The organism is Streptomyces sp. NPDC014623 (assembly GCF_043088245.1).
GTDB lineage: Bacteria > Actinomycetota > Actinomycetes > Streptomycetales > Streptomycetaceae > Streptomyces.
Genome location: NZ_JBIBZU010000023.1, coordinates 57,012 through 77,849, shown reverse-complemented (window position 1 = coordinate 77,849; position 20,838 = coordinate 57,012). Strand labels below are relative to the sequence as shown.

At 69.1% G+C, this 20,838-nt stretch carries 16 protein-coding genes and 2 CRISPR repeat arrays (1 of these 18 cut by a window edge); of the genes, 7 read left to right on the top strand and 9 right to left on the bottom strand.

Annotated elements, in window-relative coordinates; translation table 11 throughout:
- The first annotated feature begins 201 nt into the window (after nt 1-201).
- The 6 genes from ACF1FZ_RS29505 to ACF1FZ_RS29480 all read left to right on the top strand — a co-directional run bounded on the left by ACF1FZ_RS29505 (nt 202) and on the right by ACF1FZ_RS29480 (nt 5,743).
- Entirely contained in the window at nt 202-1,461 is a 1,260-nt protein-coding gene (locus tag ACF1FZ_RS29505) for a TfuA-like protein (protein ID WP_391776452.1), read from the top strand.
- Nucleotides 1,448-2,593 carry a YcaO-like family protein gene (locus ACF1FZ_RS29500; protein ID WP_391776491.1) on the top strand — a complete coding sequence of 382 codons (1,146 nt, stop codon included), beginning with the start codon at nt 1,448-1,450 and terminating at the stop codon, nt 2,591-2,593. Before ACF1FZ_RS29505 ends, ACF1FZ_RS29500 begins: the two co-directional genes overlap by 14 nt.
- Nucleotides 2,590-3,468, top strand: coding sequence for a class I SAM-dependent methyltransferase (locus ACF1FZ_RS29495; protein ID WP_391776451.1), 879 nt, complete (start codon nt 2,590-2,592; stop codon nt 3,466-3,468). Before ACF1FZ_RS29500 ends, ACF1FZ_RS29495 begins: the two co-directional genes overlap by 4 nt.
- On the top strand, nt 3,465-4,475 hold the full coding sequence (locus ACF1FZ_RS29490) for an NAD(P)H-dependent glycerol-3-phosphate dehydrogenase (RefSeq protein ID WP_391776450.1): 1,011 nt from the start codon (nt 3,465-3,467) through the stop codon (nt 4,473-4,475). Before ACF1FZ_RS29495 ends, ACF1FZ_RS29490 begins: the two co-directional genes overlap by 4 nt.
- 70 nt (nt 4,476-4,545) lie before the next feature.
- Nucleotides 4,546-4,902 (top strand): hypothetical protein, encoded by a 357-nt coding sequence (locus ACF1FZ_RS29485; protein WP_391776449.1) that lies wholly within the window; start codon nt 4,546-4,548, stop codon nt 4,900-4,902.
- Nucleotides 4,889-5,743, top strand: coding sequence for a hypothetical protein (locus ACF1FZ_RS29480; RefSeq protein WP_391776448.1), 855 nt, complete (start codon nt 4,889-4,891; stop codon nt 5,741-5,743). Before ACF1FZ_RS29485 ends, ACF1FZ_RS29480 begins: the two co-directional genes overlap by 14 nt.
- 158 nt (nt 5,744-5,901) lie before the next feature.
- Here the strand turns inward: ACF1FZ_RS29480 and ACF1FZ_RS29475 are convergent, their stop codons facing one another.
- Nucleotides 5,902-6,249 carry a hypothetical protein gene (locus tag ACF1FZ_RS29475; RefSeq protein ID WP_391776447.1) on the bottom strand — a complete coding sequence of 116 codons (348 nt, stop codon included), beginning with the start codon at nt 6,247-6,249 and terminating at the stop codon, nt 5,902-5,904.
- 513 nt (nt 6,250-6,762) lie between these two features.
- Between ACF1FZ_RS29475 and ACF1FZ_RS29470 the strand changes: the two genes are divergently transcribed.
- Nucleotides 6,763-8,376, top strand: coding sequence for an IS1182 family transposase (locus ACF1FZ_RS29470; protein ID WP_391776446.1), 1,614 nt, complete (start codon nt 6,763-6,765; stop codon nt 8,374-8,376).
- 55 nt (nt 8,377-8,431) lie between these two features.
- Nucleotides 8,432-9,506: direct repeats of the CRISPR family, unit length 29 nt; unit sequence GGGGCCATCCCCGCAGGCGCGGGGAGCAC.
- A 92-nt stretch (nt 9,507-9,598) separates the two neighbouring features.
- On the opposite strand, the gene cas2e is transcribed toward ACF1FZ_RS29470, so the two are convergent.
- From cas2e to cas3, 8 genes are read right to left on the bottom strand one after another with little or no spacing between them, the layout of a single operon-like run.
- Nucleotides 9,599-9,949, bottom strand: coding sequence for a type I-E CRISPR-associated endoribonuclease Cas2e (gene cas2e / locus ACF1FZ_RS29465; protein WP_391776445.1), 351 nt, complete (start codon nt 9,947-9,949; stop codon nt 9,599-9,601).
- Nucleotides 9,946-10,920, bottom strand: a complete 975-nt coding sequence (cas1e, locus tag ACF1FZ_RS29460; protein WP_391776444.1) for a type I-E CRISPR-associated endonuclease Cas1e — start codon at nt 10,918-10,920, stop codon at nt 9,946-9,948. Before cas1e ends, cas2e begins: the two co-directional genes overlap by 4 nt.
- Nucleotides 10,921-10,924: 4 nt before the next feature.
- Entirely contained in the window at nt 10,925-11,701 is a 777-nt protein-coding gene (gene cas6e, locus ACF1FZ_RS29455) for a type I-E CRISPR-associated protein Cas6/Cse3/CasE (RefSeq protein WP_391776443.1), read from the bottom strand.
- Nucleotides 11,701-12,423 carry a type I-E CRISPR-associated protein Cas5/CasD gene (gene cas5e / locus ACF1FZ_RS29450; RefSeq protein ID WP_391776442.1) on the bottom strand — a complete coding sequence of 241 codons (723 nt, stop codon included), beginning with the start codon at nt 12,421-12,423 and terminating at the stop codon, nt 11,701-11,703. Before cas5e ends, cas6e begins: the two co-directional genes overlap by 1 nt.
- Nucleotides 12,420-13,613 (bottom strand): type I-E CRISPR-associated protein Cas7/Cse4/CasC, encoded by a 1,194-nt coding sequence (gene cas7e / locus ACF1FZ_RS29445; protein WP_391776441.1) that lies wholly within the window; start codon nt 13,611-13,613, stop codon nt 12,420-12,422. Before cas7e ends, cas5e begins: the two co-directional genes overlap by 4 nt.
- Nucleotides 13,610-14,308, bottom strand: a complete 699-nt coding sequence (gene casB / locus ACF1FZ_RS29440) for a type I-E CRISPR-associated protein Cse2/CasB (protein ID WP_391776440.1) — start codon at nt 14,306-14,308, stop codon at nt 13,610-13,612. The genes cas7e and casB overlap by 4 nt, the downstream gene beginning before the upstream one ends.
- Entirely contained in the window at nt 14,305-15,999 is a 1,695-nt protein-coding gene (gene casA, locus ACF1FZ_RS29435) for a type I-E CRISPR-associated protein Cse1/CasA (RefSeq protein ID WP_391776439.1), read from the bottom strand. The genes casB and casA overlap by 4 nt, the downstream gene beginning before the upstream one ends.
- Nucleotides 15,992-18,916 (bottom strand): CRISPR-associated helicase Cas3', encoded by a 2,925-nt coding sequence (gene cas3, locus ACF1FZ_RS29430; RefSeq protein ID WP_391776438.1) that lies wholly within the window; start codon nt 18,914-18,916, stop codon nt 15,992-15,994. Before cas3 ends, casA begins: the two co-directional genes overlap by 8 nt.
- A 233-nt stretch (nt 18,917-19,149) precedes the next feature.
- A CRISPR array of direct repeats spans nt 19,150-20,838; the repeat unit is 24 nt; unit sequence CTGCTCCCCGCGCCTGCGGGGATG (it continues 1,812 nt past the right edge of the window).

The following is a 20,838-nucleotide window of genomic DNA, read 5'->3' as shown; positions in this document are numbered from 1 at the left end:
CCGCCGCCGCCGGCATCCCGGTGTCGACGGAGGAGAACGAGCTCACCGGACCCGTGGTGGTCGCCGTCGACGTGGAGGACGAGGAGTAGTCCTCCCTCGCTCCCGTGTCCTGATCCCAGGGGATGCCCGCCCCTCCCCTCGCGCCCAGCTGGGCCGTGGGGAGGGGCGGGCGTTTCTCGCCCCGGCCCTCTGGAGGCCGCAGTGATTCACGTATTCGTCGGGCCGACGCTGGCACGGTCCGAACCGCAGCTGTCCGCACCGGGCATTCGCCTCTGGCCCCCGGCAAGGCACGGGGACCTGTTCCACGCCACGATCCGCGACAGCGACACCGTCGTGCTCATCGACGGGGTGTACCACCAGGCCCCTGCCCTGCACCACAAGGAAATCCTCGCCGCGATGGGCCGGGGCGTACACGTCATCGGAGCGGCCAGTATCGGTGCGCTGCGGGCCGTCGAACTCGCCCCGTACGGAATGCTCGGCATCGGCACCATCTACACCGCCTACCACCGCGGTGACATCACCGCCGACGACGAAGTAGCGGTCGGCCAGGCCCCGGACGGGCAATGGGAGGCCCTGACCTGGCCACTGGTCAACCTTCGCAGCGTGCTCCGTCTGGCTCAGGAGGCCGGCATCCTCGACAGTGCCCGGGCTGCTGATCTGCTGGAGGAGCTGCGCACGGTCTACTACCCGCAGCGCACGATGGCCGCGGTCCGGGCCGTCTGCAGCCAGCAGGGCGAGTCCCAGTTCGTCCGATGGCTGGCCGAACAGTGCGCGCGGGAGGAGTACTTCGGTGACGTCAAACGGGCCGACGCTCTCGCGGCCGTCCGTACCGCACGCGCCGGCCGGGCGCCGCAGGGCGGCCACCGGCTGTCGCGCCCGGTGTGGGAGACCACGTACTTCCGACGCTGGTCCAACGCCTTCGCTTACGACCATGTCGACGGGCTGAACCTGCGTACCGAGGACCGCCTGGTGTACCAGCAGGTCTTCGACCCGGCCTTCCGGGAAACGTGGGAGGCCTACCTCGAACACCGCTCCCTGCACCCCGCCCACGGCTCGGGTCTGCCGCTGACGGTGCGGCTGGCCCAAGCGGCCGGGAACACCCTGCCCGCCGACAGGGTCTTCCACCCCTCCATCGACCTCCGAGACAAGCAGACCGCGGCCCTGCTGCTGGCAGGCGAGAGCCCGCAGGACCGCCAGGCCGTCGCCCGCTACGCCAAGGCCCTCGAACATGCACGCACCCCACGGCCCGGGTTTTCCACGGCAGCCGTACGCGACAGTCTCACCCGGCAGCTCCTGCTGCGGGTGTGGAAGTGCCCCGAGCAGTACTTCGACGCGGAGGCCTCCGCACGCGGGCTGGTCTGCGGGGCACACGCCGTCGCGGCCGCCAAGCCCCTCGTGCCCGGACTTCTGGACGAGATGAACGAGTCGACCGCGAAGAGGGAGACATCTGGTGAGCGCTGACAACGTGGTAACCCTGCCCGGCACGGTGCGCGCCCGGAGCGCCGAGCAGACCTGGGAGGCGGTGGCCGGGCACCTGTCGCACTACGACATCACCCGAGTCTCTGACCTGACCGGCCTGGACTGCATCGGGCTTCCGGTCTGGACGGCGATCAGACCCGCCTCCCACAGCCTGAGCACGTCCCAGGGAAAGGGTGCCACCAGCCTGCTCGCGAAACTCTCCGCGGTCATGGAGGGGATCGAGCTGTGGCACATCGAGCAGCCGCTGCCCATCACTGCCCGCGGACCGGCAGCAGAGGTGGCCCCCGACTGCCCGCTTGTCGCCCTGCCACTGACCGTTCCCCTTCCTGGACATGCCTTGGGCCAGATGGTGTGGGACTGGACGCTGGGCACCGGTCTGGACAGCGGGGAAGAGGTCCTCGTGCCGGTCGACGTGGTCCGCCGTCGGACTCAGCGGCCCGAGTGGGACCCGGATCTGATACGCGCGACCAGCACCGGCCTCGCGTGCGGGAACACCAGGGACGAAGCTCTGCTGCACGGCCTGTACGAGGTGGTGGAACGAGACGTGCTCCACCGGGATGGTCTGAACAACGGCAGGAACCGCATGCTCATCGAGCCCGCATCGGTCGACGACCCGCACAGCCGGCAGGTGATCGACCGGCTGGCGGCCGCGGGCATGATGTTCGAGATGGCTCTCGTGGACGGCCCGTACGGGCTGCCGGTGTGCGTGGCCTATCTCTGGTCGGAGGACTACCCGGTCGTCTTCGCCGGTGGCGGCTGCCACAGCAGTCCCACGATCGCCCTGACCCGGGCGCTGACGGAAGCCGCACAGTCGCGGCTGACTGCCATCGCCGGGACGCGCGACGACCTCCCCAGCGACATCGCCAGCTTCGACACCCCGTTCCATCCACCGCAGGCCACCGGCCTCATGCCTTGGACGCAGGCGACATCCCGGTTTGCCACACCCAGCTCGGGCTTTGCCGAGCGCCGAGCGGACGTGGTGCGCAGAGTCACCGGCGTCACCGGGCACGAACCCATGGCCCTGAACCTGTCCGCCCCCACAGCACCGGTCCACGCCGTGCAGGTCCTCTGCCCCGGCACCCACTCGCGGATCCGGAGATCGATGCCCCGATGAACACCACCACACCCCAGACACCCGCACCCGCGCCGCCGAGTCCCGCACAGTACGACGCCTTCCGCACCGCCCGTGCCCGCACCGATCTCGTCGCCCGGATGTACGCCGCGGCGATGGGCGCCGACTACCCGGCGGAGATCGGCGCTTCGAGCTCCTGCGACTGGCCCCTGCTGGGACTCATCACCAGCCGGTTGAGCATGCGCCCGGGGCAGCTCCTCGTCGATGCCGGCTGCGGAACCGGCGGCATCGGCCTCTGGCTCGTCCGCGCCCTGGCTCTGCGTCTGGACGGCTTCGACCTCTCACCGGTCGCTGTCAACCAGGCCACCGCCCGCCGCCCCCACTTCCTCGGCAACGACACCGCCCGCGCCACCTTCCGCGTCGCCGACCTGCAGAACACCACCCTGCCCACCTCCGCCGCCCACGGCATCGTCTGCATCGACGCTCTCGGCCGCGCGGCCGACCGCGACCAGGCGGTAGCCGAGCTCGGCCGCGTCCTGGCCCCGGGCGGCCGGCTCGTCATGACCCGGTCCCTGCGCCGAGACGCCACCCCCGCATGGACCGAGCAGACCGCAGCAGCCGGGCTCATCGTGGAGCACGTGGACGAACGCCCCGGCGAGCCCGCCATGTGGGAGCGCCTCTACCGGCTCTGGATCACCCACGCCGACGAGCTGCGCCGAGAGCTGGGTGACGCACCGGCGCGGAGCATGCTGGCGGAGGCCGAACAGATGCTGCCCGCACTGCCCGGCCGACGGGCCGTCCTGCTGACCCTTTACCGCCCCGCGACCGCCCCTGATCAGGCCAGTACCGCCGATAGGATGACCGGGCCCGACCGCCACGGCGGCAGGCACACGCCCGACGAGAGGACCCCGCAGTGAGCCAGCCCCGAAGCCGTGCGGCCGTGTTCTCAGCAGGATCCTGGGGCACCGCCGTCGCCAAAATCATGGCCGACGCCGGCACCGACGTCACCGTCCACGCCCGCCGTAGCAAGATCGCCGACGGCATCAACACCACACACCGTAACCCCGGCTACTTCCCCGACATCGAACTGCCCGCCACCCTCACGGCCACCACCGACCCGGCCACCGCGCTGGACGGCGCGAACTACCTCGTGCTCTCCATCCCCGCACAGTCGCTGCGTGCCAGCCTTGCCGTGTGGGCGCCGCTCATCGGACCGGACACGGTGATTGTGTCGCTGATGAAGGGCATCGAACTGGGCAGCGGCCTGCGCGCCAGCCAGGTCATCACAGAAGTGACCAGCGTCAGCGAGGACCGCATGGCAGTGCTGTCAGGGCCGAATCTGGCCCGGGAGATCATGGCAGGGCAGCCCGCCGCCGCGACGGTCGCATGCCGCGACGAGGACACCGCCCGCCGGGTTCAGCAGGCCTGCCACACCCCGTACTTCCGGCCCTACACCAGCACCGATGTGACCGGCTGCGAGCTCGGCGGCGCCGTGAAGAACGTCATCGCCCTCGCCGTCGGCATCGCCTCAGGCATGGGCCTGGGCGACAACGCCTCCGCCATGCTCATCACCCGCGGCCTCGCCGAAACCACCCGCCTCGCCACCGCCATGGGCGCCCACCCGGCAACCCTCGCCGGCCTGGCCGGCCTCGGCGACCTCGTCGCCACCTGCTCCTCCCCGCTCTCCCGCAACCGCACCTTCGGCACCCACCTCGGCCAAGGCATGAGCGTCGAGCAGGCAACAGCCGCCACCCGCACCACCACCGAGGGCGTCAAGAGCGCAGAGGCGATCCTCGCCCTGGCCTGCGCACACGACGTCGAAATGCCCATCACCGAAGTGATGTCGGACCTGCTCCACGACAAGATCAGCCTCGATCAGGCCACGGCCGCGCTGATGCAGCGGCCCCCCAAGCCCGAGCGCTGACCCCCAGGCCACCCCGGTACACCAGGGCGGCCACACCACCCTTCACCCTCCCGCCCGGAGGTTCGCACCCATGCCCCAGTTGGTGCTGCCCGCAGCCCAGATCACCCTCACCCTCGCCCTCATCTCATGGGTGATCACCGGCTTCACCCGCCTGCCCGGACGCTGGCTCCGCTGGAAAATGTTCTGCCGGGCCAACTTCACCGTCATCACACTCACCGGTACCAAAGAGGATGGACAGACCGAGCCGGTCAACGTCTATGACCACCTTTCACCAGGCTCCTTCATCCTCGGCCCACCCCAGCTGCAGGCCATTATCAACTACCTGATCAGAAGCGGCCGCTACGCACGCCTCGACGGCCACGGTCGACTGCTCAACGCCCAAGGGGAGCACCACATCGAGGTGAGGGACAGCCATGTGGTTCTTTGACAGCATCGCCTCCGGCTTCCAACACCCCACCGACCCCGGCCGCCTCCAGCTGTTCCGCATCGTCTTCGCCACCGTGCTGACCCTGCGCTTCGCCCTGTCCTTCGGCCACGGCGGCTGGGACCGCTTCACCCCCGGCTCGCTCAGCACCCACCTCGCGAAGCAGCGCTTCGGCATCACACGGGCCCGCATCCTGGCCCGCTCCTATCGGCCCGCGCTGATCATCCGGACCGCCGCCGCCGTTACCCTCGCCGCAGGCCTCCAGCCCCGGCTGTCCCTCGTCCTGGTCCTGGCCGGCGCCGCCATGGAACTCCTCTATCTCAAGAGCCCCAACGCCGTGCGCTTCACCCTGCTGACCGGCACCTGTCTCCTCTTGGCCGGCGACCTCGGCCACGGCCTCCACATCGAGCACCAGCCCAGCACCGCCAACACCTGGGCCCAGTGCCTCCTCGTCCTGATCACCGCCGACATCTACTGGAACAGCGCCTGGCAGAAACTCCGCTCACCCCAGTTCCGCACCGGCCTCTACCTCGCCCAGTGGATCCACGTCTACGACCAGGTCAAAGACCGACTGCCCTACCGCCGCCAGCACGCCGTCCCCGCCTTCGTCCGCCACCACACCGGCAACCTCACCGACCAGGACATCCGCTTCTGGCGTCTGGCCTCGGCCGCCGCCATCGCGGCGGAGATCACCCTGCCCCCAGCGCTCCTGATCCCGCAGACGATGCCGTACGCAGTCGCAGTCGGCATCACCATGCACGCCGCGTTCACCTGCCTCAAGCCGCGACAGCTCATCACCTTCTCCGGCCTTACCACCGGCACCTACCTCGCCTTCACCACCTGACCCCTTCGGCAGCCCGGCCCAGAATCGGCGGCGACGACCCAAGCACAGCCGGGACAGCACAGGAACCGGGCGACTACCGGTTCCGGAGGCGCCACCGAGGCGGGGGCATGCTTCCAGACCGCTGATGGGGCCGGAGCACGGGGTGGCGGTGGGCGCGGTTACGCCGCGGGGCCGGCCGCGTCGTGGGCGTGCTTGAGGGCGGTGCGGGCCTGCACCCGGTCCGGTCCCGACAGTGTCGCCCAGTACGGGTGAGTGATCACAAAGGTGGTCAGCTCCAGGATCCGCGTCCGGTACGCGGCGAGCCGTTCTGCTTCCTCGGTCGTGTATCCGGGGCTGTCCTCATTCTCCGACAGGTAGTCGCTGTGCAGCTGCTTGTCCGACTTCCACCCGGCCATCGGCTCGGCCGACCACGGCAGGAGCTGAGCGAACTCATCATGCTCGGCCTGCACCTCGTCGAGGGCCGCCTGAGCGTCGAGCAGGTCTTGAGGGAAGTCGAATGCTGCCACAACCTCAATAATATGTACGTTCGAATCGCGGTCGCGCACGCCGCACCGGTGCAGCATGCGGAGGTACCCGAACACTGCGGCACATCCGGCTATGAGCGTGCCGCGCCCGCACTCCGTGGGCAGCAGGCTCCGCACACTGCGACGTTCGAAGGCCGCGGGCCTTCCCCCGTTGGGGAGCACCCCAATCACGGCGGCCAGCTCGAACCCGGCCCGGGGCCATCCCCGCAGGCGCGGGAAGCACGGGCTCGCCTACGAGGACCAGGACGTCACCGAGGGGCCATCCCCGCAGGCGCGGGGAAGCACCCTACGCAACGCCTCAGCTTGACTCTGTCGGGGATCTTGGAGTTTCCCGGTGCGGCAGCATGGTCAACGGGCATGCTCGGGTGGTCCGATGACTGATGCAGCTGTCGAGGTGTGCCCGTTGTCCCTCCGTCCCCGTTCCGGTGAGCGAGTCCCGCCTCTGACTGCGCAGGTAGCGCGGGCAAGCAATCCAGGGGGTACGACGCGATATGGGTGCGTGACCGGCTGGATGGTCTGTGGTGCGACAAGGACTTTGCCAACTGGTACCCGCGCGACGGGCGGCCGGGTCTCTCGCCTGCTCAGCTGGCCACGGTCTGTGTGCTGCAGTTCGTGCTCGGCCTGTCCGACCGGCAGGCCGCCGAGGCGGTGCGCTGCTGCATCGATTTCAAGTATGCGCTGGCCATGGAGCTGGAGGACCCCGGCTTCCATCACAGCGTGCTGGCCGACTTCCGGGACCGTCTCACCGAGGACGGCCGGGCCGACCGCCTTCTCGACCTGGCGCTCGCCCGCCTGAAGGAAGCCGGGTTGGTGCGCGAGCGCACCACGCAGCGCACCGATTCCACCCACGTTCTGGCCGCAGTGCGGGACCTGACCCGCCTGGAGCTGGTCGCCGAGGCGGTCCGCGCGGCACTGGAGGAAGTCGCCGGCATCTCTCCCCACCTGCTGGACGGGCTGGTCGATGAGGACTGGGGCTGCCGCTACGGCCGTCCGGTCCGTCTGGGCAAGAACCCCACCAAGCCCAAGACCAGAATCCTCGCCACCGGTGACGACGCCGCAAGGCTCCTGGAGCACCTCCACCGGCACGGAGCGGAGCGTGTATCGGGCCCTCATGTCCAGGCCCTGCACCAGGTCATAGTGCAGAACTACCACTGCGGCGCCGCGGGCCGCCTGCGCTGGCGCACCGCCGAGAAGGAAGGCGGGCCCGGACTGCCGCCCTCCTCCCGGGCGATCGTCTCTCCCTACGACACGTCGGCCCGCTACGCACGTCACGGACACATCATCAGCTGGAAGGGGTTCACCGCCCACCTGACCGAGACTTGTGCTCCCGACCGCCCCAACGTGATCACGGACGTGGCCACCACCGCGGCCACCGCCCACGACAGCCAAGTCCTGCCCGGCGTCCACACTCGCCTCGCCCGCCGCGGACTGCTCCCCGCCGAGCACCTGGTCGACGCCGGCTACACCTCCCTGCCCCACCTGGAACAAGCCGCCCGAGACCACCAGGTCACCGTCTCCGGGCCGCTGAACAGCAACCCCACCCGCCAGCACCGCCAAAACGAGGGGTTCGCCCGGGACGACTTCCACATCGACTACGACAAGCAGCAGGTCACCTGCCCCCAGGGACAGGTCAGCGCGGGCTGGCACGACCCCTACCCGACTTCCTCGCCCACCGCGGCCCCGCTGATCGTGGCACGGTTCACCAAGAGCCAGTGCCGCCCCTGCCCGGTCCGCACCCAGTGCACCAGCACCGCCGACAACGCCCGCACCGTGGGATTTCCCCCGCGAGAACTCCGCGACCTGCAACTCCGCGTCCGCACGGAACAACAGACGCCCGAGTGGAAGGCCCGCTACGCGGTCCGCTCAGGAGTGGAGAGCACGGTCAACGAGTTCGCCCACGGACACGGCATGCGCCGCTGTCGCTACCGAGGGCAGGCAAAGGCCCACACCCAACACGTCCTGACGGCCATCGCCGTGAACATCGAGCGCCTCAGCGGACTATCACCGACAGAGGAACCCCCGACACCCCGCCGACCGACTGCCTTCCAGGACTACCTCGACCAACGTGACATCCCCCGGCTGAAGTCCTGGCGAACCCTGGGCAGCTGACCTCAGCGACTCCAAGATCCCCGACAGAGTCAAGCTCAGACACCGCCGTCTATCTGGGGCCATCCCCGCAGGCGCGGGGAGCACGAAACTTTCCGGACTTGCGAAAAAGCCGATCAGGGGCTATCCCCGCAGGCGCGGGGAGCACCCCTCCTCTCGTGGACGCGCACCCACGGTGCCGGGGCCACCCCCGCAGGCGCGGGGAGCACGACGAGCTGGACTCGCTGGCCGACGACCTCCGGGCGCACGGGGGGTCATCCCCGCAGGCGCGGGGAGCACGGTGGCGGATGACCAGGAGGTGATCATCATGCGGGGCCATCCCCGCAGGCGCGGGGAGCACGGCTCACTGAGGAGAAAGCAGTCCAGCACGCGGGGGCCATCCCCGCAGGCGCGGGGAGCACCGGCCCATGGGGTTGCGGCCCCGCTGGTGCATGGGGCCATCCCCGCAGGCGCGGGGAGCACAACGCCCTGACGGCGGTGCATCTCCTTGGTGAGGGGCCATCCCCGCAGGCGCGGGGAGCACCCGCCGGGCCCTCCCTCGAGTAATGCCAGGACAGGGCCATCCCCGCAGGCGCGGGGAGCACGGCCCGTGAGGGGGGCATAGAGCGCCTCCCCGGGGGCCATCCCCGCAGGCGCGGGGAGCACGCTGCAACTTGTAAACCCGCAGGTCAGAGGTGGGGGCCATCCCCGCAGGCGCGGGGAGCACTCCCCCTCCCCTGTACGGAGCGTGGGGGCACGGGGGCCATCCCCGCAGGCGCGGGGAGCACGCAGTCGACTCCCTAGATCCGCAGCGCAAGCCGGGGCCATCCCCGCAGGCGCGGGGAGCACTCCGACTTCCTGCCAGAGGTCCCCTACAGCAAGGGGCCATCCCCGCAGGCGCGGGGAGCACGCAGGGAAATCCGTGGCGTCCCGGCCGCTGCTGGGGCCATCCCCGCAGGCGCGGGGAGCACCAGGTCACTCCCGTCTGCTGGACGGTCACGGCGGGGCCATCCCCGCAGGCGCGGGGAGCACTTGACGGCCAGGATCCTTGCCCGGGTGTCCTTGGGGCCATCCCCGCAGGCGCGGGGAGCACCGCATGAAGTACTTCGCGGAGTCGATGCTCGTGGGGCCATCCCCGCAGGCGCGGGGAGCACTCTTCGTGACCTGCAGTGTTGTTAAGCCTGGCCTCTATTTTGAAGTAGTTTCATTGAAACGAACATAACGCCCATAAATCTCAATACCTTCCTCACCCTCGTCCGAAGCGACGACGCTTCGCTGCGTTGCTCCATCCCTTCTTCGGAACTTGCCTTGGGGCAGTGCTGTCTGGGCTCGGCCGACGGATCAGGGTCAGGCCTTCATGGTCGACCGGGTGCCAGGCGTGGTCGTGGGTTTGGAAGGTGAATCCCTGTTCGTTGTTCGTGGTGTGCGCGAGCAGAGCCCGGCCCTGCTCGGCATATTCCCGGACCTCTTCCCACAGCAGGTCACGGATGCGTGCGGACGGGTTGCCGATGAACACGCCAGCGGAGATCTCGAGCAGCCAGCGCGTCAGGAAGCCCCGAAGGCCTGCGGGACAGTTCGTGAGGACGATTACGGTCACCAGGTCGTCTCCACGTCGTAACCATTTCCGCCACCGTAATTTCGGCCCGCGACCACTGCTTGGCCGCCATCACTCTGCAGCGTGACGACATCAGGCGCGTCGTTCGTGGCGGTGTTGGGCACAGGCTCATCGCCCAGAAGAAGCCGCTTGATGTCATTCACGCAGCGGTCCAGCAGAGATGTCTCGTTGATGCGGTCCCGAAGCGCGCGGCGTGTGCGGGAGCCGACGTCCTCCTCGTCCTCGGCGGCAACGTCGAACGCGAGCGGGATGCCGATCTCGGTCTTGTACAGGTCGGCGACATCAAGGACGAATGAGAGCTCGTGGCCGGAGTGAACGAAGCCCAGAGCCGGGCTGCAGCCCAGAGAGGCGACGACTGCGTGGGCGATGCCGTACATGCACTGGGCGGCTGCGGTAATGGCTTGGTTGACCGCGTCACCGCTGCTGAAGTCACCGGGGGTGTACCGGCGGCCGCGCCAGGGCACTCCGGTACGGGTGGACTGGGCGCGGTAGCAATCTTTGACGCGGCGGCCCTCGTAGCCGAGGAGTTCGTGGCGGGTCAGGCCAGCGGGATCTTCGTCCGGAAAGCGCAGACGGTACATAGCCCGTGCGACGCCGAGGCGGCTGCGGACGTTCGCCCATTGCACGGCCTGTGCCTCGGCGAGAGCGGAGGAGCGTGTCAGTGCGCGGCCGCCCGCGTAGTAGCGCACGCCTTGTTCGCCGACCCAGCAGACAGCGGCTCCGGTCTCCCCCAGGACACTCATGGCCTGGTGTGTGATGCGGGTGCCCGGGCCGAGCAGCAGGGTGCCGATGGTTGCTGAGGGGATGTGGGTGGTGCCCTCGGCGTCTTCGGCTGTGATCGCGTTGGCGTCGCGGTGCACGGTGCAGCGCTCGAGATAAACAAAAGACGTTCGTTCGCCGGTGCGGGTGAGCTGGCGTGGGGTGAGGGCTGCGCGGCGGGAGATCGTTGTCATCGGGTCAGCCTGCTGTTCCGAGGGGGGCGAGGGTGAGCAGGCCGCAGCCGTATGCCTTTGCCTTGCCGATGCCCTGCTGCAAGGTCCGGCGCAGCTTCTGAGGGTCGGTGACCTCGAGTCGGCCGTCGAAGGTGGCGGTGACCAGGTTGACCGGAGCTTTGCGTGTCTTGGTCATAGGGCGGCTGCGGGTCTTGTCGAAGGAGAGGGCGCGTTTGTCGCTGACGGTGAGTTCGTAGCGGTCGCCGTGGTGGGGCTCGCCTGTGAGGGTCGTGCCGCTGGGCAGCAGACGCCGGTCGGCGGGCTTCTCGAGAACACGGAATCCGCATGGCTCCTGTCGCTGGAGGAGCCACCCCATCTGGTGTACGGGGGTGATGTGTGCGGTGCGCTTGGTGGGCTCATCGGCTTTGCGGCGGATGTGGTGGATGGGGTTGGCCGTCAGTCTGAACGCCCACTGGTCCCCTGCGGCGAGCCGGTCGAGAAACGGGCCGTAGGGGCGGCTTTCCCAGCCTGGCGCGGAGTGGGAGGCCGCTGCGGGCCAGCCGGCTTGTTCGACGAGGTGGGTCATGTCCGGTCGGTCGGGGCTCACGACGTAGAGCATGACCTCGGCGCGGGCGGTGTGGTCCAGGCGCCACAGGACTCGTGGTCCGTCCGGAGGAGGCGTGTCACTGGGCAGCAGCGCCGGGAAGGAGGACATGACGGCGGCGTGCAGGACTTGCGGCGACGACAGCAGCCTGCGGGCACCGGGGCGCGCGGTGTTCACGCGGAAGCGGGTGAGGAACATCAGGCGCTTTCTTCCGGGAGGGCATCGAACGGGTTGTGCTGGGGTCGGCGACTGGGGGAGGGGCCGGTGATACGCACGGTGTCGCTGACGACGGTGCGCAGGGCGTGTCGGCGGTGCTCGGCGGCAAAGCTGACCGGCTGGTCGCGGAGGGTGTCGGCGAAATCTTCTTCGTTGTCGCGGGCTTCGCGGAGCACGGTCAGTTCGATGTCCGTCTGGTCGCGGTGCTGCCTGCGGTACCAGGCGGATGCCTGCCAGGGCACCTCGCCCAGTACCTCCATCAGCGAGGTGCCATGGTGGAGGCCGAGGTCGACGGGCTGGGCCGGTGGGCAGGAACGCCGGCCGAGGAAGGGCGCGTATACCGGGTTGCGGAGCGCGGCATGGAGGCCGGACAGGAGCGTGGTGTCGCCCTCGACGGCGGCAACGAATACGGCGTCGGCCAGGTAGAAGCGCTCCGACAGTGGCATGGATTTGCCGCTGACGCCGTGGTGCGCGGTCTGGAAGTCGCGTGTCCGGGTGCCGGGCTGGTCGATCCGGACGGCGAAGCGGAGGGCTGCCAACGGCTTGAGGCTCGCGTCGTCGCTTCGTTCGATGCCCGCGGCTGCCGCGAGCATGCCGATGACCGCGCTCTTGGTGGGGGCGGACTCGGTGGTGCGCCGGGTGAAGCGCGCGGAGGCCCCCCATGACTGCAGGGGGCCGGCGAGCCGCAGGCTGAGCACGCTCATGCGGGCTTCTCCAGGCGCTCGGCGACAGCCTTGCCGACCGCGGCGACGAGTTCGCCGATGTTCTGGGCCTCGGTGCCGATCCCGGCGAGCTTCGCGGTGTTCGGGCCGACACGCAGAACCCAGGTGAGGGTGGAGTTTTCGCCCCCGTACGCGCGCTCGATGTCGGGGATGAATTCTGCGAGGCGTTCGGACGCCTCGCGGACGTAGCCGCCCTGGTCGCCGCGGACCGGCTCCTCGAAGGCGGCGACAAAGCTGATGGGACGGGTGGTGCGGAGCTTGACGACTACGGCGTCGGGCATTGTGTGGTGTCCGAAGGTGTTGATCTTTCCGGTGGGCAGGGATGCGGTGAAGCCGTGCACGAAGGCTTCCACGGCCCGGCGTACCGGAGTGGTGAGTGGTTCTTCGTCGCGCAGTCCTTCGCCGAGGTTCGCGGCGAGCTGGTGCACTCCGAGAGCCGCGTAGCGGTAGAGCGTCGATGAGTTGAAGTCGACTGTGCCGATCATGCCGGCGCCGGTCTCCTCGTCGGTGTTCTCATCGTCGACGGCAGTGTAGTAATCCGACTCGTTCTCCACGCGGTGGACGCTGATGGCGTGGGCGACCTGGACGGCAGCATCGACATTGAAGTCAGCGGCGTCGGCGACCATCCGCCCGAAGAGCGCGATATCGACGGAGTGGTGGGTGTCCGCGATCTCCTTGGCCTTGGCCTTTGTTTCTTTGTTCTTCAGGTGGGCCGTGATGTCGGAGGCACCCTCTACGCCCAGCCGTGCGAGGCCGTCCAGCTGATGGTTGCTGAGGAAGACGAGGTACTTGGCTTCCGGTGCCGGCTCTGGCTCCCCTTCCTTGGCGGCAGTGGCTTTGCGCTTGGGCACCTCCGTCTTCAGGCCCGCGGCTTTCACGGTTTCATCGGCGATGAGCAGAGCTGCCTCACCGCTGACCGAGGGGTCCAGCTTCGTGATCCGGTCGGCCACCGCCTCCACGATCTTCTTCGTCCGCACCCCGAGCTCGCTCGGATCCAGCAGGTGCTCCTCGGAGAAGTAGGTGCGGGCCGCCCGCTTCCACGCCTGGCTGGAGACCCGGGCACGCGGCACTCCCCCGTACACCGCGCTCTTCGGAGCACCGGTGTCGTCACGGTTGAGGTTGCTGGGCGGAACGGTCTGCAGGGCGTGTACGTCGAGGAAGATGCGGTTCACGAGGCGTCCTTGTCAGTGTCCGTGGTGCGGGGGGTCTCGTCGTGGGCGGAAGCGGGGCCGTCGGCCGGTTTTTCTGCGGTGCTCTTGTCATGCCATGCGTGGAAGGAACGGCCCCACTCACGGCGCACGATGTCGGCGCCGCCGGGCAGCTGCCAGGTGTAGAGCTGTCCGGCGAGCAGGGCGTAGTCGAGAGGAATGTCCGCACGGCGCAGCAGAACGACGATGTCGCGCAGCCGCTGGGCAAGGCTGGTCAGGTCAGAAGCGGTGCCCGCCCGCACCAGGCGCTTGCGCAGGGGTTCGTCGATCTCGCCGGGTTTCATCATGCGGCGTACGGCGGTGCCGAGCCCTCGCCGGCTGTCCGGCCGGTCGGGCTGGTGCATGCCCGTGGGGCGGGACTGCTGATGCAGGGCCCACAGGGTGAGGGCCACGTGCAGTGCGTCTTCGGCCCGTACGAGGTCGCTCTCGTGCAGGGGCCGGGCGTCGCCCGGGGTTACGTGCAGGGGGCTGGTGTCGATGAGGCTCCACAGGTCGGGAAGCTGACCGGCCTCCCGGCCCGCGCCGCGGCGCAGCCTTGCCAGGGCCGCCACTTCCCGGGACTGGTCGGCGAGATAGCCCCTCTGTAGGGGTGCCAGGTGGTGGGCGGTGAGCTCGGTAACGCGCTTGCGCGGTGTGGGCGGTGCGGTGACGGTGCTCATGCCAGTGCCTTCACGGTGGTTTCGGAGTCCGGCTGCTCATCGGTGCCCGGAGGCGTGCCGGACGGGTCGGGGCGCCCCAGCTCTCTGTCCAGGGCGATGCGGAACCACTTGCCGGCCAGAGCGGAGTTGAGCCACTCCGTGCCCTTCTTCGTCTCGATGGTCCGTCCCTGCCACGCCCCGGGCCCCGCACCGTCCACGAGCCGGTCGCCGAACCCGGCGGCCATCTCGTACGCCTGCTGCTGCCATGCCAGCCGCTGCTCGTATGGGTCGTCGGCCTTGGCCAGGTCTCGGAGCCACGCATGGTAGGGGGCTTCGAGGAGTCCGTACGCGTGATTCCGGGCGGTGGCACGTGGCCCGTCCGTTTCGGCGCCGGCAGCGCGGGCCAGATTCGTGGCGAGGTCACCGATGGCGTAGACGGCACGGTCGGCGTCCTCGACGGCGGCGATAGCTTGCTCGGCGTAGCGGCGATCCTGCTGGTGGAGGAGGACAACTGCCATGGAGACGGAATCGTCGACGATCTCGTCGATCACGGACTGCTGGGTACCGTATTGCGGCCCGATGACGCGGGCACGGACGAGGAAGCCCCGCTCCAGCTCGCCCTCCGAAACCAGCCGGGCCACCCACTCCAGCACACGCGGTCGGAGGTAGGCGGGGGCGTCCGAGCCTTGCCCGGGCACAGAGGCGTCGGCGATGAGCGAGGCGATCCCCCGCCATGCCGCCCGCTCGGGGTCATGGTCGCGCGGCAGATAGACCACGCCTTCCCGCAGCTTCTTCTCCTGTGCCTTGCTGCGCCTCCAGGCCGTCATCGGTTCGCGGTCGTGCTTGTTACGGGGGCTCAGCGGATCTCCGTAACCGAGGACGACGCCGTGCACGCCCTGGTCGTCGAAGTGCAGCCGCAGGCGCCGTGTCTGCCAGGTGTACAGGTCGCGCACCCCGCTGGGCGCACGTTCGGCGCCGCCCGGTCCGCAGGGATCACGCCGCCAGGCCGGGGCGTCCTGCTCGTCGATCCTCACGTCGTTGGTGTCGGCGGCCACGAGATTCAGCAGCAGCGTCTCCCGTAGCGTGGGGCGTTCGACGAACACTCCGCCGAGGTTGCCCGCCCAGCCGACGCCCAGCGGGTAGACCTTCCCGCCCTTGGCACGCTTGTCGCCCTCCACGCCTGTCTTGATTCCGGAGGTGTCGTACGCGTGCGTGTGGATGACCCAGCGGGCCGCTTCGGCGAAGGTGAGACGATCGACGTCGGGCATCCTGGCGCTGAAGAACGGCTCCCCGTTGGGGACGTCGGCCACGACGCGGTTGAGGGAGAACACCTCGTCCTTCGCCGTCCGCAGGCCAGCTGTCTGGAAGAACGGCGCGGTGGCGTCCAGCAGGTCGAATCGGTGGGCATGCGCATCGAGATAGGGCCCCACAGGGGCGAAACACCGCTCGTCGCCCCACAGGTCGGACCAGTCGTCGATGTCCTCGGGTCCGCCGAGTGCGTCATGGACGACCGCGAGCAGCAGACGTACCAGGGCGAACTCCTGGGTCGGTAGATCCCCGACGACTCGTCGCAGTTCGGACGCCTGCTCGAAGACCTGCCGCAAGGAGAGTTCGTCCTGTTCGCCGTTGCTTCTGAGCACGGGGATCCAGGGCTGCGTGGTCAGGTCGAACGAGAACGTGCCGTCGCGGTCGTTCCGGCTGTTGTCAGGCATGGGTCACCTCAAGGCCGTCACTCTTGCTATATCGGAGGGAGAAGCCTGCCAGGTGGGTCTGACAATCCTCATCGAGCGCGAGAATCAGCTGGCCGGCCAGCCAATGACTCCCTTTCACCTGCCAGGCAGACACATGTAGTTCTTCGAGTTCCGCAATTGCCCGGTCCATCGTCTCGGCGTAGCTGAACTGGATCGGGAGCCGCAGTCCGCAAGATGCGGCGGTACGTGCGGCCAGGGGCGTGGGGACCTGATCGGTGGGCAAGGCCAAGCCGGCCAGGGTGCGGCCTTGGCGGTCCGGGGCGAGCCACGGGAGCGTCGCGAGGGTGCCGTCGGACTTCTTCTGCACGACGACAACTTCCAGACTTTCCCGGCTGTCACGTACCTGCGCCTTTCCCTGACTGGTGTCGTCCGCGTCGCCGACTCCTGCGGTGACCCACCCGAACAGCGGCCGGCCGGGGCGGGCCACCGCGCCCAGACGGAACGTCGCCGCTCGCTCGGCCTGGTCTGCACGAAGTTCGTCGTACCGGGCACGTGCTGCTTCCACGTCTTGCGCCCAGTTCTCGGGAACAGGGGATCCTTCGGCGTAAGCCTGTTGCACCAGGGGGCTGATGTCGGCCGGCAGTCGTACCGGGCGTCGTGGACCGCCGTCCAGATGCGGAAGCAGCGCGGCAGCGGACCGTAGCAAGGCGTACGCCCCGTACACGGCGACAGAACCGCGCACCGGCTTAGGCATGCCGGCGGTCCAGTCGACGCCGCTGACCAGGCAAAGGGCTGTGCGCAAGCGTTCAGGACGCTTGGTCTGGGTTTCCCCTCCGCGCAGATGCCTGTGCAGACGGCCCATGCGTTGAAGCAACAGGTCAGCCGGGCACAGATCCGTGACAAGCAGATCGAAGTCGACGTCGAGTGACTGTTCGGCGACCTGACTAGCGACCACTACATGTTTGACCGGCCGGCCCTCTGCCTTCTCCGGGGGACCGAACCGATCGAGCAACGAGGCGTCCTTCGCCGCACGGTCAACATCGATGAAGCAGGAATGCGCGACGCTCACGTGGGTGTCCCCGAACCGCTCCCTCAGCACCCTTGCCGCGTCCAGCACACGACGAACGGTGTTACGCACGACAAGAACGCAGCCGCCGTCCTCGAGCTCGTCCTCCAGCCGGTCGGCGAGGACCTCTAGATCGTCATCAATGCGCTCGAGCTCTACATCCACCCCGCGACCTGAGGCCGGGGGACGTCGCAAGACGGGTGCGCCGGCCGGTGCGACAGCTGTGAGAAGCGGATAGTCGTCGGCTCGGGAGACGGAGTCGAAGTCGCGACTGTCGGCTTTCCGCCTCCCCGCATACGCCTCGACAAGCTCCCGCCGCCGAGTTGCCGGGAGTGTCGCGGAGAGCACCACCACCGGGACACGATAGGCGCCCAGCCAGGCGAGCACCCGGTCGAGGTAGGAGCTCATGTAGGTGTTGTAGGCGTGCGCCTCGTCGATGACGACCACTTTGCCGGCGATTGCGAGGTGACGGAGGGCGAGATGGCGGCTCTTCAGTCCGGCGAAGAGCAACTGGTCGATAGTGCCGGCCACGAATGACGACAACATGGACTTCTTCCGGCCGCGCAGCCAGGAGTGCGCCACCAGCTCGGCGGAAGCAGCGCGTCTACGGCTGGAGAGCCTCAACTCCTGTGATTGGTTCATCGCGTCAAGCTCGACGGCCTTGACCTGGCCTCGTTCCATCAGGTCGGTGAAATCCTGGTTCAGCGCGGACTTGGAGTGAGCCAGCAGGACCGAATGCCGCGTGCCATCCGGTACGGGAAGCCGTTCGATCCACTTCAGAAGGCGGGGGAACATGGCGTTGCCCGTGGCCATCGTCGGCAGAGCGAAGAACACACCGCCGGCGCCGGACCGTGCGGCGAGGACTTCCGCGGCGCCGAGCGCGGCCTCGGTCTTCCCCTCCCCCATGGGCGCCTCAATCACCAGTAGCCCCGGTTCTTCCATCGTCCGGGCCAGCTCCACGGCCGCCTCCTGGACGGGACGGATCTTCGCCCCGGGAGGCAGGTCGAAGCGGGAGGCGAACAACGCCTGCGCATCCGCAGGCGGTTCTGCGGCGCGCCACGCTCCCGGCAGGTTCAGGCCCCGCCAGGCAGCCGTGATCCGCTCCTCACTGCTACGGGAAGCGTCCTGAGGAAAGTAGGGGAACAGGTCGGGATTGCTGGCGATCCAGTCGGAGACGATGACCAGCGCGGTGAGAGCAACCTGCGCGGGCTGCGGAAGCTTCACCGATCGCCAGGCGCCGAGCCTGTCGTGCACGCCGAACTCTGCCGCACAGGCTTCAAGCAGTTCCTGCTGTACGCGCTGCCACAGCTCCTCGCTCTCGCCAGGAGTGCGTAGCAGCTCAGGGTGTCTGTCCAGAGCGGTGATCTGACCGTGCTCGGGAGGAACCCCGTGGTGCCCGCCCACCGCGACGGTGAACTGACCTGTCTGCGAGACAGCCCAGCCGTGCCGGACCTCCAGCCACTTCCCCAGCAGCATCTGCCCGGCCAGCCCGTGCGGAGCCAGCTTCCGGTCCGCACCCATCGCCCGCTGGGAACGCATCTCCAGCCCGTCGGCTCGCATGGCTTCCGCGAGCGATTCGACCTGGCAGGCAAACGTGGGCGTGGCCTTGCCGATGTCGTGCACGCCCGCCAGCCACACAGCAAGACAACGTGCGTCGTCCGCGCCTTCTGGTAACTCTGCGGCGATCAGTCTGCGGACAGAAAGCGGCAACCACTCGTCCCACAACCGCTCTGCTACCGCAGCGCTGTCCTCCATGTGCCGCCACAGCGGCAGCCATCCATCGGAGTCCCGGTCGTGCTTGGCCCACACCCTCAGCACGGGGCCGCGAAGCCTCGCCCGCATGCCGACATGGGCACCCCCCTCGACTGTCATGCCAGATGAATATCTGGAGAAAGACCAGGTCCGCAGGCAAATGGAGAAACAGTGCAGAGTATGCGCCTACTGTGGCTGTTATTGCCTCGACTGTGACTGACCGTCGGTAGAGTTGATCGATTGGCTGCTGATGACGCACCAGTGAGGAACAGGCCAGAATGTACGATATGTCGGTTACTTTGAAAGTGCTCAATACTGAGCCACTGCGGCGGTAAACCTGCAGGTCGCGCAGTCTGCTCCCCGCGCCTGCGGGGATGGTCCCAGTGCAGCAGGCAAGGATGTGGGGGTCGAAGGCTGCTCCCCGCGCCTGCGGGGATGGTCCCTGTGCGACGTGATCGTGACCGCCACTGTCGCGCTGCTCCCCGCGCCTGCGGGGATGGTCCCGCCTGGTAGACCGGGTCTGTCACCGTCCGGGCCTGCTCCCCGCGCCTGCGGGGATGGTCCCTTCCATTCGTGCGTCGTCTACCTGGGCGAGCTCTGCTCCCCGCGCCTGCGGGGATGGTCCCCTCCAGACCCGTACACGGGGGCGGCTGCCAAACTGCTCCCCGCGCCTGCGGGGATGGTCCCGCGTGGAGGCACTGAACTGGGAGCACCGCGCCCTGCTCCCCGCGCCTGCGGGGATGGTCCCGACCACTCGGTAGACGCACTCCGCTACGCCATCTGCTCCCCGCGCCTGCGGGGATGGTCCCCGCACGGCAGGCGGATCCGGCCCGGCGGCCGTCTGCTCCCCGCGCCTGCGGGGATGGTCCCTGGGCCCGCCGTGGCCCGCAGGTGTCCACCGCCTGCTCCCCGCGCCTGCGGGGATGGTCCCTGGCCGACACCGAGCGCACCCCGGACGAAGGGCTGCTCCCCGCGCCTGCGGGGATGGTCCCGGCCGCCTTGTCGCGGGCGTCCTGCTGGATCGCTGCTCCCCGCGCCTGCGGGGATGGTCCCGTGGGACCCGACCGACAGCGACGTCGAGCTGGCTGCTCCCCGCGCCTGCGGGGATGGTCCCACGTCAGCCCCCCAGGTCAGCGAGAGCGATGTCTGCTCCCCGCGCCTGCGGGGATGGTCCCGCGGTGGCCCGTACCGACCTCGGGTACGTCCTCTGCTCCCCGCGCCTGCGGGGATGGTCCCCACATGCCCTTGGTGTTCCACGTCCCCCGGGTCTGCTCCCCGCGCCTGCGGGGATGGTCCCAACACCCTGGCGAAGTGGGCGACGGCCGTCTCCTGCTCCCCGCGCCTGCGGGGATGGTCCCCGGCATGCCCGGGGCCCACCACATCGAGGCCCGCTGCTCCCCGCGCCTGCGGGGATGGTCCCGGCGTGTCGGTCCGTGCGCACTTGATCAGGCGCTGCTCCCCGCGCCTGCGGGGATGGTCCCATCATCACGCGGTCCACGGCGAACTTCTCGATCTGCTCCCCGCGCCTGCGGGGATGGTCCCCGGAAGTGGAAGCCGGCGGTGGAGGCGGCCGTCTGCTCCCCGCGCCTGCGGGGATGGTCCCGGGACTTGAACCTGTTCCGTTACCCACTTTTGCTGCTCCCCGCGCCTGCGGGGATGGTCCCATTGGGGACAGCGCGCTCAAGGGCGACGCCACCTGCTCCCCGCGCCTGCGGGGATGGTCCCCCCGCCATTCGGCGGCCGGTGCTGCGGCTCGCTGCTCCCTGCGCCTGCGGGGATGGTCCCGAGACCCGCCGACGGCGCGGCCGAGGACTCCTCTGCTCCCCGCGCCTGCGGGGATGGTCCCGTGCCGGGTACCGAGGGGCGCGGACTTCGGCGCTGCTCCCCGCGCCTGCGGGGATGGTCCCGTCGCCGATCACCTCGGCAGACACATGGTGCTCTGCTCCCCGCGCCTGCGGGGATGGTCCCTGGCCTCCCTGAAATGGCTGGACCAGCAGGGCCTGCTCCCCGCGCCTGCGGGGATGGTCCCATGCCGAACCGCA

Coding starts and splice junctions, on each gene's coding strand:
- ACF1FZ_RS29485 (WP_391776449.1), top strand. CDS start 4,546: ATGCCCCAGTTGGTGCTGCCCGCAGCCCAGATCACCCTCACCCTCGCC.
- cas3 (WP_391776438.1), bottom strand. CDS start 18,916: ATGACAGTCGAGGGGGGTGCCCATGTCGGCATGCGGGCGAGGCTTCGC.
- casB (WP_391776440.1), bottom strand. CDS start 14,308: ATGAGCACCGTCACCGCACCGCCCACACCGCGCAAGCGCGTTACCGAG.
- ACF1FZ_RS29480 (WP_391776448.1), top strand. CDS start 4,889: ATGTGGTTCTTTGACAGCATCGCCTCCGGCTTCCAACACCCCACCGAC.
- cas6e (WP_391776443.1), bottom strand. CDS start 11,701: ATGTTCCTCACCCGCTTCCGCGTGAACACCGCGCGCCCCGGTGCCCGC.
- casA (WP_391776439.1), bottom strand. CDS start 15,999: ATGCCTGACAACAGCCGGAACGACCGCGACGGCACGTTCTCGTTCGAC.
- cas1e (WP_391776444.1), bottom strand. CDS start 10,920: ATGACAACGATCTCCCGCCGCGCAGCCCTCACCCCACGCCAGCTCACC.
- cas5e (WP_391776442.1), bottom strand. CDS start 12,423: ATGAGCGTGCTCAGCCTGCGGCTCGCCGGCCCCCTGCAGTCATGGGGG.
- ACF1FZ_RS29495 (WP_391776451.1), top strand. CDS start 2,590: ATGAACACCACCACACCCCAGACACCCGCACCCGCGCCGCCGAGTCCC.